Genomic DNA, 14191 nt, shown 5'->3' on the forward strand with positions numbered 1-14191 from the left:
TTTTTAGATATTTTAGCGTAATTTAGATAAATGACAGATTTTCCTTCATCACTTAAGATAATAAATGCATCGGCTGGTTCAGGAAAAACCTATTTGTTAGCAAAATCGTTTGTAGAATTACTGATTTTAAATCCATTTAATTACAGACATATTTTGGCAATAACTTTTACCAAAAAAGCAACAGCCGAAATGAAAGACCGTGTTTTGTTGTTTTTGCAAGAATTGGCACAAGGAAAAAATGATGATTTAAAGCAAGACATAGTTGCTACCATCAAAACAAATTATAATTTAGAAGTTAATCATTTAGTACAGAAGAATGCTTTGTTAGCATTGCAAAATATTTTACATAATTATGCTAATTTTAATATTACAACTATTGATAGTTTTTTTCAGCATGTTATTCGTTCGTTTGCTAAAGAATTGAATTTGCCAATTGGTTTAAATATTGAGTTGGATACTGAACAAGTGATTAAAGATTGTGTTGATTTGATTTTTGACGAATACAATGGAAAAAACACCGTGCTTTCTAATTGGTTAGAAAAATATATTAATTTTACGATAGTTGAAGATAAAAGCTGGAAAATTAAAAAGAACATTTTTAGCTTAGGTAAAGAATTATTAAAAGAAGAATTTGATTTATATTATAATATATTAGACAATTCATTAGATTTTGACTTTTTTGAAAAAGAAATTGTTCAACTTCAACAGAAAATAAAAGCACTAGAACAAACTGTTCAAGAAAAAATAGACCAAGCAAGAGCTATTTGTAAAACATACGCTATTGATTATAGCAAATTTTCTTTTGGTATTTCTACGGTAGATGGTTTTCTAAATAAAGCAAAATATTTAGAATTAGATGGAACTACTCGATTAAAAAAAATGCTTGATGGTGAACAAGATTTCCTTTCTGCTAAAACGAGAAAAGAAGCACCGGAAATAGCTTTAGCAATTGAAAACTGTTGGCATAATGGTTTGCAAAATATTTTATCTGATATTTATATATTTGAAGAAGAAAACAATAAAGAATATAAAACCTACAAAAGTGCTTTGCAAAATATTTATAGTTTGGCTTTGTTAAGTGCTATAAACGATAAAGTGAAAACATATAGAAAAAAAGAAAACTGTTTATTGATTAATGATGCCAATCATTGGATTAGCAAAATTACCAAAAATAGTTCGTCTCCTTTTATATATGAAAAAACAGGACTTTATTTGCGACATTTATTGATAGATGAGTTTCAAGATACTTCACTATTGCAATGGAATGGTGTGTTGCCTTTAATTATAGAAATTTTATCGCAATACAATACTACGGTTACTATTGTTGGTGATCCGAAACAAAGTATTTATAGATGGCGTGGAGGAAAAATGGATTTGCTACTTTATCAAATAGAGCAAGACATCAAAAATACAGATAACATTATAAAAAAACCACTAGAAAAAAATTATAGAAGTAAAAAAAATATAGTTGATTTTAATAATTTTTTATTCAACACGATTAAATCATCTTTATCTATAAATAGATTAGAAAATGCTTACGAAAGTATTGTACAAGAATCAAAGTATAAAGAAGACGATGGTTTTATAAAGATTGAATGGACGACTAAAGAAAATCATTTGGATTCATTTTTAAATGATATTCAAAACTATATTTCACAACAACAGCAAAGCAATCAAACAATCAATTATAAAGACATTGCCATTTTGGTTAGAAGCAATGCCGAAGGAATTAAAATTGCCAACCATTTACAAGCCAACAACATTCCGTTTATTTCTACAGAATCTGTTTTGGTAAAAAACGATTTATCTGTACAATTAATTATTGCTTTATTGTATTATATATATGATGAAACAGAATTATTTTATAAATATCAATTAGAAAGTTATTATACTCAATATCATCAATTAGGAAATTTGTCTGAAATTTTTGATGCAAATAAAACTTCGTGGTTTATAGATGATTGGTTAAACGAAAACAAAACTCAATTAAACACATTGCTTTCTTTAAATTTAAGTGAGTGTATTTATATTGCTATCAATTTACTCAATATCAAAACAATAAATCATGCTTATATCTTAAGATTTTTAGATGTGGTTCAAACATTTACTCAAGAAAAAGAAACAAATATAAGTGCATTTTTAAACTATTGGGAAGAAAAAAAAGAATCTATTGCTGTGTTGCCATCATCAGAAGTTAATGCTGTACAAATAATGACGGTGCATAAATCGAAAGGGTTACAATTTAAAGCTGTGTTTATTCCTTTTGGCAATTGGCGACTCAATGCAAAAGCCAACACTATTTTTTGGGCAGCAGCAAACAACGCCGATTTGTCGTTAACACATTTTCCTATCAATATAAAAAGTGATTTAGCTTCTACACATTTTGATAAAAGTTATTTTTTAGAACAAGAATTAAGTACTATTGATACCATAAATTTATGCTATGTTGCTTTTACAAGAGCAGAAGAACAATTATTTGTTTATTATATAGATAAATCTACCGAATCAAAAACAGAAAATAATCTTGGTGATTTAATAAAAAATACATTATACAATAATCAATTTAATAATTCAATATTTGAGAACAATATTTTTAAGTATGGCTCTGATGTAATAATCACTACGAAAAAAACAACGGCAAATACTATAGCAACAGCAACATTAGCTTCTGTTAATTTGCTCAATCAGTCAATTCAAACACATTTAGCCAATCAAACTTCATTTGAGACAACGATAAAAGGAAAGTTTTTTCATCAGTTAATGGAATTGTCTTTTGGTATTGGTGATATTTCAAACTATGCTATGCAACTTAATGCTACTTATTTATTAACTAATGATGCTGTTCAACAAATTATTCATCAAGTCAATACAACAAAAACGCTGTTTGCAAATAATACTTGGCTGAACAAGGATTATCAAATATTAAAAGAAAGAAAAATTATATATCAAAAGGAAGTATTAATTCCAGATATTGTTTTTAAAAATGAAAATAATATTGTAATCATCGATTATAAAACTGGAGCAAAAGAAAAATCACACGAAACGCAAATCAAAAAATATCAAGTGGCTTATACTAGTATTTTTAATTTGCCTTGCGAAACCTATTTACTATATACTGATGACATGAACTTAATTAAAGTCGATTAAGCTTTTACTATACTAAGTGTTTTCACTTTACACAAAATAAGTTATTCTTCTATATATTTATCTAAAGTAAAACTAAAAGTAGTGCCTTTGTTTAACTCACTCGTTACATTAATATTCTGATTGTGTGCTTGTATAATATTTCTTACAATAGACAAACCTAAACCAGTTCCTCCAACTAATTTAGACCTACTTTTGTCTGCTCTAAAAAAGCGTTCAAAAACTCTATCTATATTTTCCTGACTAATGCCAATGCCATTATCACTTATTTCTACCAAATACTGTTCGTCTAAATCATTAATGTAAATATCTGTCTGACCATTTTCTTTTCCATACTTTACAGAATTAGAAATTAGATTTTCTAATACTTGACGAATCGCATTTTTATCAACACACACAAAAAATTCATTTTCTTTAGCATGAACAACAACATTTACTTTGTATGTTTCTGTTAGATATTTGTAATGAAACAATACTTCTTTAATTAGCTTAATTAAATCTACAGCTTCTAAATGTAACTCAATTCTTCCTGCTTCAAATTTAGAAATTTGTAATAAGTCTTTTACTATCGATTCCAGTCGTTCTAAATTAGAAACAGTTTTTTCTAAGTAATTTCTAATAAAGACTTTATCATCTAAGTCAGAGTCTAAAACAGTTTCTACATAACCAATTGCATTAAACATTGGTGTTTTCAATTCATGCGAAACAGTTCCAACAAACTCTTTTCGGTACTCTGCCATTTGTCGCAAGCTTCTAATTTGTTTGTTTTTGTTGATTGCCCAATCTGCTACATCTCTTTCTACTGTTTTTAAAAGATTGTTTTTTTGTTTTACTTCTTTTTCAAACTGTAGTGGTTTTCCAATGGCTTTATAAATGACTTTAATTTTATTATATACAACTCTTGTTAATACATATCTAAATAATATCCACGACATAAAAAATGTAGCAACTAAAGAAGAAATATACATTTCTAAGCGTACATTCAAATAAAAAACAAAACTAATTAATATAAAAAAGGCAGTAGATAAAACTGCTACTGCCAATGCTGATATAAATGCTATTTGATTTGGAGAAGGAGCTCTTCTCATATTTCGTCAAATTTGTAACCTATTCCTTTAACTGTTTTAATTAAATCTTCGCCCAACTTTTCTCTTAGTTTTCTAATATGAACATCTATTGTTCTATCGCCAACTATAATATCTCTTCCCCAAATTTCGTTCAAAATTTCATCTCTTTTAAACACTTTTCCTGGCTTAGATGCTAGTAAATACAACAATTCAAACTCTTTTCTAGGAACAGCCATTTCCTCACCATTAAAAGTAATTAAATAGCGTTCTCTGTCTATTTTTAAGTCGCCAACTTCTATAATAGTAGCTCTTGCTTCTTTACTGTCGTATCTTCTTAATAGTGCTTTTAATCTACTTACTAAAACTCTTGGTTTAATTGGTTTGCTAATATAATCATCAGCACCAGTTTCAAAACCAGCTATTTGAGAATAGTCTTCGGTTCTTGCTGTTAAAAATGCAATGATAGTGTGTTCAAATTGTGGCATTTCTCGTAGCGTTCTACATGCTTCAATTCCATCCATTTCTGGCATCATTACATCTAATAAAATAATATCTGGATGTTCATTTTTGGCTTTTTCTACACCTACTTTTCCGTTTTCGGCTGTAAATACTTCAAAACCTTCTTTTTCTAAATTATAACTTAAAAACTCTAAGATGTCTTGCTCGTCATCTACTACTAGTACTTTAAAAACTTTTTCGTTATTGCTCATTGTCGATTTTTGTTAACGCTAAATTAATGTTTAATTTTGAATACACAAAGTATTATACTACAAACTTATAAATTTTATTGTAAGCAGTTCAGTATATTTGTAATAATTTATAAACAATTTTAATTTATGAAAGGAATAATATTAGCAGGAGGTTCTGGAACTCGTTTATATCCAATTACTTATGCTATAAGCAAGCAAATCATGCCTATTTACGATAAACCTATGATTTATTATCCATTGTCTGTGTTAATGATGGCAGGAATTAATGAAATACTCATTATCTCTACACCACACGATATGCCAAACTTTCAACGATTGCTTGGAGATGGTTCAACTTATGGTTGTAATTTTCAATATGCCATTCAAGAAGTACCTAATGGTTTGGCTCAAGCTTTTGTTATAGGTAAAGAGTTTATTGGCAACGATAAGTGTGCTTTAATTTTGGGCGATAATATTTTTTATGGTACAGGTTTAGAAGAATTATTGGTTCAAAACAATAATCCAGATGGTGGTGTTATATATGCATATCATGTTTCTGATCCAGAACGATATGGCGTAGTAGAATTTGATAAAGATTTAAAAGCTATTTCTATCGAAGAAAAACCTACTAAACCAAAATCTAATTTTGCAGTGCCTGGTTTGTATTTTTATGATAATTCTGTGATTGATATTGCTACAAATTTACAACCAAGTGCAAGAGGAGAATATGAAATTACCGATGTAAACAAAGCATATTTAGAAATGAATAAGTTACGCGTTGGAATTTTAGACAGAGGCACAGCTTGGTTAGATACAGGAACATTTGATTCATTAATGCAAGCATCGCAGTTTGTACAAGTAATTGAACAAAGACAAGGATTAAAAGTAGGTTGTATTGAAGAAGTGGCTTTTAAAAAAGGATTTATCAATGCTGAAAAACTAAATGAAATTGCTCAGCCATTATTAAAATCTGGATATGGTGAGTACTTGATAAATTTATTAAGATAATTGATTATGTATCTTAGAGCAAACTTCTAAATTCAACAAAGGAAACAAAATCTTTTGTATATTTGATAGTATCTAATAATTGAATAAATGACACATACAGAAAAACATATAATTGATACCTATTCAAAAATTTTTGAGCGTCTAAATGCAAATAGTAAACTTGAATTACTTCAAAAATTAGCAAAATCAATAAAAAAAGACTCAAAACCTAAAGAAAAAGAATTCTTTAAATCTTTTGGTGCATTTGCTTCACATAAATCAGCCGAAGTAATTGCTCAAGAAATAAAAGAAAGTAGAAAGTTTAGAGAAAAAGACTTGAATTTCTAAACCAATGCAATATTTATTAGATACTAATATCTGCATATTCTTTTTAAGAGGACATCTTAATTTCGATAAAATAATTAAAGAAAAAGGAATTGATAATTGTTTTATCTCAGAATTGACGATTTTTGAATTACAATATGGTGCTGAAAATAGTGATAATCCTAAAAAATCTCATGAAGCAGTAGATAGATTTGTACAAGGATTAAATACAATTCCGATATTAAGTGCTATCAAAAAATATGCTGAAACTAAAGTGTATTTAAGAAAAAATGGTACACCAATGCATGATGAATTTGATTTAATAATTGGTGTAACAGCACTAACAAATAAGTTAATCTTAGTAACTGACAATATGAAAGATTTTAGACATATAAAAAACTTAAAGATTGAAAATTGGGTTGAAAAAAATAACGCAACTTAAAATTTTAGGATAGGCGTAAAACAGAATTTTCTAACTTAGTTTCGGTTAATAAACATTAAAGCAATACTTTAAGTAAAGAAGCTAATAAAATTTGAAAAACAATAGATTATAATAAAAATGAAAGTAATTGTAACTGGAGGAACTGGCTATATTGGCTCACATACTATTGTCGATTTAATTCAACATGGATTTGAGGTTGTTTGTATTGATAATTTGTCAAGAAGCAATATTTACAGCTTAGCAGGCATTGAACAAATTACTGGAAAAAAGGTAAAGTTTTACGAAATAGATCTTTGCAATAAAGTAGATACACTACAAGTTATAGAAGAAAATAAAGACGCTATTGGTATTATTCATTTTGCAGCATTAAAATCGGTACCAGAATCAGTAGAAAAACCTTTGTTGTATTATAGCAATAATCTCGATTCGCTTATCAATATAATGTATGCTTTAAAGCAATTCCAAATTCCAAATTTTGTGTTTTCTTCTTCTTGTTCTGTTTATGGTAATGCTACCGATTTACCTGTTACTGAGAATACAGCTTTTCAAGAAGCAGAGTGTCCTTATGCTCACACCAAGCAAATTGGCGAAGATATGCTACGCCATTTCTCCAAAGTAAATCTAAATACTTATACGGTTTTACTTCGCTATTTTAATCCAGTTGGTGCTCACGAAAGTGGTTTAATTGGCGAAGTTCCTATTGATAAGCCAAATAATTTAGTGCCATACATTACACAAACTGCAATTGGAAAATTAGAACAACTTACCGTTTTTGGCAATGATTATAATACCAAAGATGGTTCTTGTATTCGAGATTATATTCATGTAATGGATATTGCAAATGCACATACCAAAGCACTACAATATTTAATTAAGAAAGAAGCAAACACAAACTGCGAAGTCTTTAACTTAGGAACAGGCAATGGCGTTTCTGTACTAGAAGCCATTGAATCATTCGAAAAAATGAGCCAACAACAACTCAATTATGTTATTGGCAACAGAAGAGCTGGCGATGTAGAAGCGATTTATGCAAATAATGATAAAGCCAAACAACAATTAAAATGGCAATGCAATTATTCGTTAGATGATGCGATGTTAAGTGCGTGGAAATGGGAACAACAAATGCAAAAAATATTTAGTTAAACTAATTCATTATGATGCATCAAGAATTATGGAGTCAATTATTTAAGCAACACTTTAACGAAGATATTGCATCAATTCATCCAATTGCTCAAAATGGTTCTAACCGACAAAATTTTAAAATTACTAGCCAAAATCATACTGTAATTGGCACTTATAATGAAAATATTGCAGAAAACGAAAGCTTCATTTATTTGTCGAATCACTTTTACGAGAAAAATTTAGCCGTTCCAAAGGTTTTAATTATTAGTGATGATAGGAAAGCATATCTTCAATCGTATTTAGGCGATTTAGCTTTGTTTGATATTGTTCAACAAGATGGTTTTACTAAAAATACTATTGCTTTATATCAAAAAACAATTCAGTTTTTAGCAAATATTCAGATTGATGGTGCTGAAAATTTAGATTTTACTCGTTGTTATCCTGTTCCAAGTTTCAATAAACAAGCAATTTTATGGGATTTAGATTATTTTAAATATTATTTTTTAAAATTATTAGATATTCCTTTCAATGAACAATTACTACAAAAAGAATTTAATATTTTAGCTGATTTTTTGAGTAAAGAAAACCATCAATATTTTATGTACAGAGATTTTCAATCAAGAAATATTATTGTTAATAATAACGAAGTATTTGGAATTGATTTTCAAGGTGGAAGAAAAGGATCATTACAATACGATATTGCTGCTTTATTATGGCAAGCAAAAGCAAAAATTCCACACAATTTAAAAGTTTCGCTTTTTAATGATTATGTAGCAATGGTTCAAAATAAAATCAATATTGACAAAACAGCATTTACACAACAATATTATGGTTTTGTATTGATTAGATTGCTACAAGTACTTGGTGCATATGGATTAAGAGGTTTAATTGAAAAGAAACAACACTTTATTGATAGTATTCCTTTTGCTTTAGAAAATATTAAATGGTTCTTAGACAACAGACCATTACAGTTAGAGTTACCACATCTATTTGATACATTGGATTACTTATATAATAATAATTCATTTATAAATAAGAATGAAGTAAAACAAAGCAAATTAACAATAGAAATTAATAGCTTCTCTTTTAAAAGAGCTATTCCAACGAATAAAGAAGGTGGTGGTTTTGTGTTTGATTGTAGAGGCATTTTAAATCCAGGAAGATTTGCAGCATACAAAACGCAAAATGGAAAAGATAAAGCAGTAATTGATTTCTTAGAATCAAAAACCAATGTAAAACAGTTTTTAGAACACGCTTGGAAAACCATTGATATTTCTATAGACAACTATATAGAAAGAGATTTTGAAAATTTGCAAATTAATTTTGGATGTACTGGTGGACAACACAGAAGTGTGTATTGTGCTGAAAAAACAGCACAGTATATCCAACAAAAATATCCTAATGTTACAGTAAAAATTAATCACATAGAAAGAGAATTGAATGGCGAATTTATCTAAGAAAAAAGCAATGATTTTTGCTGCAGGTTTAGGTACTCGTTTACAACCAATTACCAACTCAATTCCTAAAGCTTTAGTGGAAGTAAACAACAAACCACTGTTACAATATGCTTTAGAGCATTTAAAACAACATCAAGTTACAGATGTAGTCATTAATGTACATCACTTTGCTAATTTAATGGTCGATTTTTTAGAAAAACACCAAAATTTTGGTTTAAATATTGCTATATCGTTTGAAAACGATGAACTATTAGAAACTGGTGGTGGTTTATGGAAAGCTAAATCGTATTTTAACGATGTTGATGATTTTATAGTTTGTAATGCAGATATTTTATGTGATATTGATTTGACAGCAATGGTCGATTTTCATCAAAAGAACAATTGCTTAGCAACATTAGCTGTTTCTACAAGAAAAAGTTCCAGAAATTTATTGTTTGATGATGCTAATCAATTAAAAGGTTGGAAAAACAATAAAACAGAAGCAACAATCTCAGTTGTAGAAAATAGTACGCTATTACAACCTTTTGCTTTCGATGGTTTTCATGTTATTTCAACTAAAATTTTCGACTTTCCATACAATGAAAAAAAGTTTTCTATTACAGATTGGTATTTGAGTTTGTGTAAAGAACAACAAATTATGGCTTATTTATATCAATCTAATTATTGGTTTGATATTGGCACAAAAGAAAAGTTAGCAACAGCAAATAATTATTTTAATCATTAATTTGGTACAAAAATTGATAATAACATTATAAAATATTTTTTATGAGAAAAATTTCGACACTTATTCTTTTTATATTAGCATTTTCATTAGGTGTTTTTGCTCAATCTATAGAAACTATTCAACAAAACGCAACCAACATAGTAAGTGCTTTACAATTAACAGGAGCAGAAAAAGATAACTTCTATAATGTATATGTTAAACAAGCACAACAAGTAAAAAACACGAACAACTTAAAGCTGCCAGTAAAACTTAAAGAACAAAAAGTGAATCAAATGGTTGCGGCTTCTAATAATCAGCTAAAAAATACATTAAGCACAGACAATAAAACCAAATTCGATTTATATACAGCTCAAGGAGCTAATTTGTACTTAAATCCTACAATTACAGCTAGTACATCAACTTCAAATACTGTTGATATGAGTGGATTGGGAACTTTTAATCCTTTTGAAAGTGCAACAACGACAACAGTATCTACTAGTAATAATACAGCATATAATAGCTTGCCTGCAGATCAACAATTAATAGTAAACAATATTAAATCGCAATTACAATTAAACGACAATCAGTTTAATAGTTTTTCGGTTGATTATAAATCATTTTTGGAAGGAGTTGTAAGTATACAACAAGGAAGCGGAACCAATGCACAAAAACAACAAGCACTAGTTAATCAAATACTTACAACATCAAACAGTGTAAAACAATATTTATCTACTAGTCAATATGCTGCTTATGAAAACTTAGTAAAAACTAATCAATTAGGTAAAAACGCAATTCCACAAATTGGCAATAATGCTACAGTTACAACTAATAATAATGGCGTTCAGTCTATAGATATGAGTGGTGGCAGCAATAATAATACTGTAATTACTACACCAAGTGTAAATACAAACAGTAATGCAGCATACAATAGTTTACCAGCAGATCAACAATTAATTCTTAATAATGTTAAATCTCAATTACAGTTAAATAATAATCAGTTTAATAGTTTTTCGGTTGATTATAAATCATTTTTAGAAGGAGTTGTAAAGATTCAACAAAGTGGTGGAAACACTACTCAACAACAACAAGCTTTAATTAGTCAACTAACTACTACATCAAACAGTGTAAAAAAATATTTATCTAACGACCAATTTACAGCATTTGAAAATTTAGTTAAAACAAATACTTTAGGAAAAAATGCTACACCACAAGTTAGTGCCAATGCAAGTACTTATGTGCCAACAACAACACTACCAGCAGTTGTAACGCCAAATGCAGTTGATAATGGCTTAAACTCTGCTGCAATTGTAGATATAGTAAAAGATATTGTGGGTTTAAATGTATCTCAAGTAACACAAACTAAAGCAATTTTAACACAATACGATGCAGAAGTAGCTAATTTAAAATCACTATATCCAAACAATCCAACTAAACAAAAACAAGAAAGTGATAATATTGGCAATAAATATGTGCATCAAGTGCAAAAAATAATGAGTCAAAACCAATTATTACAATTGGCTGTTGCCATTGACTTACAAAAGAAATTATACTATGGTGTAGGTTTAACACCAAGTCAAATGCAAACAGTAAATAAATTAAAAGCTTATGGTTTAACTGATGCACAAGTTTCACAAGTTGCATTAATTATGGTAGAAGGAGCAATAAAAGGAGATGCTGTTAAAAAAAGTGGTTCTCAACAAGAAGCAGTTCAACTATTGAACGAGTTAGATGCCAAATTAAAAAGCGTTTTAACTACAGCTCAATATGATGCGATTAAAAATGATATTATGAGTCAAATGAAGTAATTTTTTAAAGCAAGAATATTTTTTGAAGGACTTCTTATACAGAAGTCCTTTTTTATTTAATTTGCTCTAAAATCATAGCAATTTGTGCTGCACTTTTTTGCCAACTAAATCGTTGTTTTTGCACTTTGCAATTTTCTTTTAATTGATAATATAGTTCTTCATCACTAGCAATTGTTAGCATTGCTTTTGTAATAGATTCCACATTATTCGCTTCACAGTAAACTGCAGTATTTCCTGCAATTTCTGGTAAAGCACTATTGTTGGCAACTACAGATGGAATATTAAAATGTTGTGCTTCTACAATTGGAATACCAAAACCTTCAAAAAAACTTACTAGCAATAAAGCATACGATTGTTGTAGTAAATACAATAAATTACTTCGTTCAATTTTCTGTATCCAAACTATTGGCAATTTAGAATTTGCTTGTAAAAATTGATTGACTTCATCATTCATCCAAGCTTTTCTGCCAATTAATAATAACTTTTTTGGCTTTTGGGTTTGATTACAATACTGTTGATATGCTTTTAATAAGTTTAAAATGTTTTTTCGAGGATGAATCGCTCCTATAAATATAAAATATTTTTGTTTTTTTAAATTATATTTACTTAATATATTTTTATCTTTTTCAACTATATCTTCTTCATCGAAAGCATTATAACACACCGAAATTTTATTTGCGTTGGCTTTGTATTGTCGAATTAAATCTTGCTTGGTAAACTCAGACACAGTAACAATATGCTTGGCTTTTTCTATATATTTTGGTACAAAGTATTGATAATATTGTTGCACTAACCAAGGATTTTGTTTAGGAAAATGTTCAAAGGCAATATCGTGAATAGTTAACAACTGTGGTACATCTGTAGCTAAAGACAAATAAGCATCTGGCGAAAAAAACACATCTATATTGTACTTTTTAAGCTGTTTTGGAATACTTTTTTCAAACCAATAATACCATAAAAAAGGATGTCTTGCTGGTGGCGAAACTATAATTGGTTCAATATTATTGCTATAAATGAATTTTTCATCAAAAGGTCTATCAAAAAAGAAATAAAACTGATGTTGTGGCAATAAATTGACTAATCGTTTAGTAATTTGATGTGTATAAGTACCAATGCCTTCTAGCGTTGTTGGCAATAAAAACCTTGTATTGATACCTATTTTCATAATCGTTTAAAAAACATATTAAAGCGTAAGTTTAGTGAAATATGCTTTGTTTTACACAATTTGTATATATTTTCAGTAAAAAGTATCACCAAATTAGTTAAATTTGTCAAAACATTTTATTTATGCGATTTATTGTATCTTCTGCTCAATTACTTAAAAATCTTCAAAAAATAAGTGGTGTAATTAGCACCAATACCGTTTTACCAATTTTAGAAGACTTTTTATTTCAAATCAATAAAGGAAGATTACATATTACAGCTACCGATTTAGATACTACAATGTCTGTTGAAATGGATATTGAAGCTAATGATGATTTTACTGTAGCTATTCCTGCAAGAATTTTATTAGACAGTTTAAAAGCATTACCAGATCAACCAATTACAATTGCCGTAAACGAAAGTTTAGGTATAGAAATTACTACAGATAATGGAAAATATAAATTATCTGGCGAAAATCCTGAAGATTTTCCTAAAGAACCAATTGCAACAGGAACGGAAAGTTTTAAAATAGAAGCAGCTGTTTTAAATAATAGTGTTCAAAAATCATTATTTGCTGTAAGTAATGATGAATTAAGACCAGCAATGACTGGCGTTTTCTTTCAATTAGATGAAAACGGAATTACTTTTGTAGCAACTGATGCTCATAAGTTGGTTAAAATCAACAGAAAAGATATTGAAGTTAGTGGAAATAGTGCTTTTATTGTTCCTAAAAAAGCATTGGGTTTGCTAAAAGGTGTTTTGCCAAATAGCAATACAGAAGTTACAGTAGAATATGGCGAACAAAATGCATTTATTAGCTTTGATAATATTAAACTAATTTGTCGTTTGATAGATGCGAAATATCCAGATTATAACGCAGTAATTCCTAAAGAAAATCCAAATTTATTAACCATCAATAAAGCAGATTTATTGGCTTCTTTAAGAAGAACCTCTATCTTCTCTAATAAAACAACACATCAAGTAGCACTTGGATTAAATGCTTCTGAGTTAGAAGTTTCAGCTAAAGACTTAGATTTTTCTAATGAAGCATCTGAAAAATTAAACTGTGAGTATAAAGGCAATCCTATGGAAATTGGTTTTAATGCTAAGTTTTTAATTGAAATGTTGTCTGTTTTAGAAAACGAAGCTATAAACATAGAATTATCTACACCAAATAGAGCTGGAATTATTAAACCAACAGATTTAGACGAAAACGAAGATTTGTTGATGTTGGTAATGCCAGTAATGTTGAACAACTAATTTCTTTTAGATTTTTAGAATCAAGATATTAGACTTTTTTGTCTAAGT

12 protein-coding genes are annotated in these 14191 nt (G+C 28.5%); 9 read left to right on the forward strand and 3 right to left on the reverse strand.

Going from position 1 to position 14191, the window contains the following annotated elements; translation table 11 throughout:
• The first annotated feature begins 30 nt into the window (after positions 1–30).
• Positions 31–3147, forward strand: a complete 3117-nt coding sequence (locus tag H6553_11815) for a UvrD-helicase domain-containing protein (GenBank protein MCB9034516.1) — start codon at positions 31–33, stop codon at positions 3145–3147.
• Positions 3148–3188: 41 nt separating this feature from the next.
• On the opposite strand, the gene H6553_11820 is transcribed toward H6553_11815, so the two are convergent.
• Together H6553_11820 and H6553_11825 are read right to left on the reverse strand one after the other, a co-directional pair.
• A complete protein-coding gene (locus tag H6553_11820; protein MCB9034517.1) occupies positions 3189–4232 on the reverse strand; it encodes a sensor histidine kinase in 1044 nt (347 codons plus the stop codon).
• A complete protein-coding gene (locus H6553_11825; protein MCB9034518.1) occupies positions 4229–4921 on the reverse strand; it encodes a response regulator transcription factor in 693 nt (230 codons plus the stop codon). Before H6553_11825 ends, H6553_11820 begins: the two co-directional genes overlap by 4 nt.
• Positions 4922–5047: 126 nt before the next feature.
• Between H6553_11825 and rfbA the strand changes: the two genes are divergently transcribed.
• The 7 genes from rfbA to H6553_11860 all read left to right on the forward strand — a co-directional run bounded on the left by rfbA (position 5048) and on the right by H6553_11860 (position 11740).
• Entirely contained in the window at positions 5048–5908 is an 861-nt protein-coding gene (gene rfbA / locus H6553_11830) for a glucose-1-phosphate thymidylyltransferase RfbA (GenBank protein ID MCB9034519.1), read from the forward strand.
• A gap of 87 nt (positions 5909–5995) precedes the next feature.
• Complete coding sequence (locus tag H6553_11835; GenBank protein ID MCB9034520.1) at positions 5996–6235, forward strand: hypothetical protein; 240 nt, start codon at positions 5996–5998, stop codon at positions 6233–6235.
• Positions 6236–6239: 4 nt separating this feature from the next.
• A complete protein-coding gene (locus H6553_11840; GenBank protein ID MCB9034521.1) occupies positions 6240–6653 on the forward strand; it encodes a PIN domain-containing protein in 414 nt (137 codons plus the stop codon).
• 117 nt (positions 6654–6770) lie between these two features.
• Positions 6771–7796 (forward strand): UDP-glucose 4-epimerase GalE, encoded by a 1026-nt coding sequence (gene galE / locus H6553_11845; protein ID MCB9034522.1) that lies wholly within the window; start codon positions 6771–6773, stop codon positions 7794–7796.
• Between the two features lie 11 nt (positions 7797–7807).
• Positions 7808–9232, forward strand: coding sequence for a phosphotransferase (locus tag H6553_11850; protein MCB9034523.1), 1425 nt, complete (start codon positions 7808–7810; stop codon positions 9230–9232).
• Positions 9233–9242: 10 nt separating this feature from the next.
• Positions 9243–9956 carry a nucleotidyltransferase family protein gene (locus H6553_11855; protein MCB9034524.1) on the forward strand — a complete coding sequence of 238 codons (714 nt, stop codon included), beginning with the start codon at positions 9243–9245 and terminating at the stop codon, positions 9954–9956.
• A 41-nt stretch (positions 9957–9997) separates the two neighbouring features.
• Positions 9998–11740, forward strand: coding sequence for a hypothetical protein (locus tag H6553_11860; GenBank protein ID MCB9034525.1), 1743 nt, complete (start codon positions 9998–10000; stop codon positions 11738–11740).
• 52 nt (positions 11741–11792) lie between these two features.
• Here the strand turns inward: H6553_11860 and H6553_11865 are convergent, their stop codons facing one another.
• Complete coding sequence (locus H6553_11865) at positions 11793–12905, reverse strand: glycosyltransferase family 4 protein (GenBank protein MCB9034526.1); 1113 nt, start codon at positions 12903–12905, stop codon at positions 11793–11795.
• A 122-nt stretch (positions 12906–13027) separates the two neighbouring features.
• Here H6553_11865 and dnaN point away from each other — a divergent pair, with 122 nt between their 5' ends.
• A complete protein-coding gene (dnaN, locus tag H6553_11870; protein MCB9034527.1) occupies positions 13028–14143 on the forward strand; it encodes a DNA polymerase III subunit beta in 1116 nt (371 codons plus the stop codon).
• Positions 14144–14191: the final 48 nt, after the last annotated feature.

The sequence above is a fragment of the Chitinophagales bacterium genome, from assembly GCA_020636535.1.
GTDB lineage: Bacteria > Bacteroidota > Bacteroidia > Chitinophagales > JADIYW01 > JADJSS01.

What these genes read in the sequence shown, in the direction of transcription:
- H6553_11850 (MCB9034523.1), top strand. Translation starts at nt 7,808, where the DNA reads ATGATGCATCAAGAATTATGGAGTCAATTATTTAAGCAACACTTTAAC.
- H6553_11820 (MCB9034517.1), bottom strand. Translation starts at nt 4,232, where the DNA reads ATGAGAAGAGCTCCTTCTCCAAATCAAATAGCATTTATATCAGCATTG.
- H6553_11855 (MCB9034524.1), top strand. Translation starts at nt 9,243, where the DNA reads ATGATTTTTGCTGCAGGTTTAGGTACTCGTTTACAACCAATTACCAAC.
- H6553_11860 (MCB9034525.1), top strand. Translation starts at nt 9,998, where the DNA reads ATGAGAAAAATTTCGACACTTATTCTTTTTATATTAGCATTTTCATTA.
- H6553_11825 (MCB9034518.1), bottom strand. Translation starts at nt 4,921, where the DNA reads ATGAGCAATAACGAAAAAGTTTTTAAAGTACTAGTAGTAGATGACGAG.
- H6553_11835 (MCB9034520.1), top strand. Translation starts at nt 5,996, where the DNA reads ATGACACATACAGAAAAACATATAATTGATACCTATTCAAAAATTTTT.
- dnaN (MCB9034527.1), top strand. Translation starts at nt 13,028, where the DNA reads ATGCGATTTATTGTATCTTCTGCTCAATTACTTAAAAATCTTCAAAAA.
- rfbA (MCB9034519.1), top strand. Translation starts at nt 5,048, where the DNA reads ATGAAAGGAATAATATTAGCAGGAGGTTCTGGAACTCGTTTATATCCA.
- galE (MCB9034522.1), top strand. Translation starts at nt 6,771, where the DNA reads ATGAAAGTAATTGTAACTGGAGGAACTGGCTATATTGGCTCACATACT.
- H6553_11865 (MCB9034526.1), bottom strand. Translation starts at nt 12,905, where the DNA reads ATGAAAATAGGTATCAATACAAGGTTTTTATTGCCAACAACGCTAGAA.
- H6553_11815 (MCB9034516.1), top strand. Translation starts at nt 31, where the DNA reads ATGACAGATTTTCCTTCATCACTTAAGATAATAAATGCATCGGCTGGT.
- H6553_11840 (MCB9034521.1), top strand. Translation starts at nt 6,240, where the DNA reads ATGCAATATTTATTAGATACTAATATCTGCATATTCTTTTTAAGAGGA.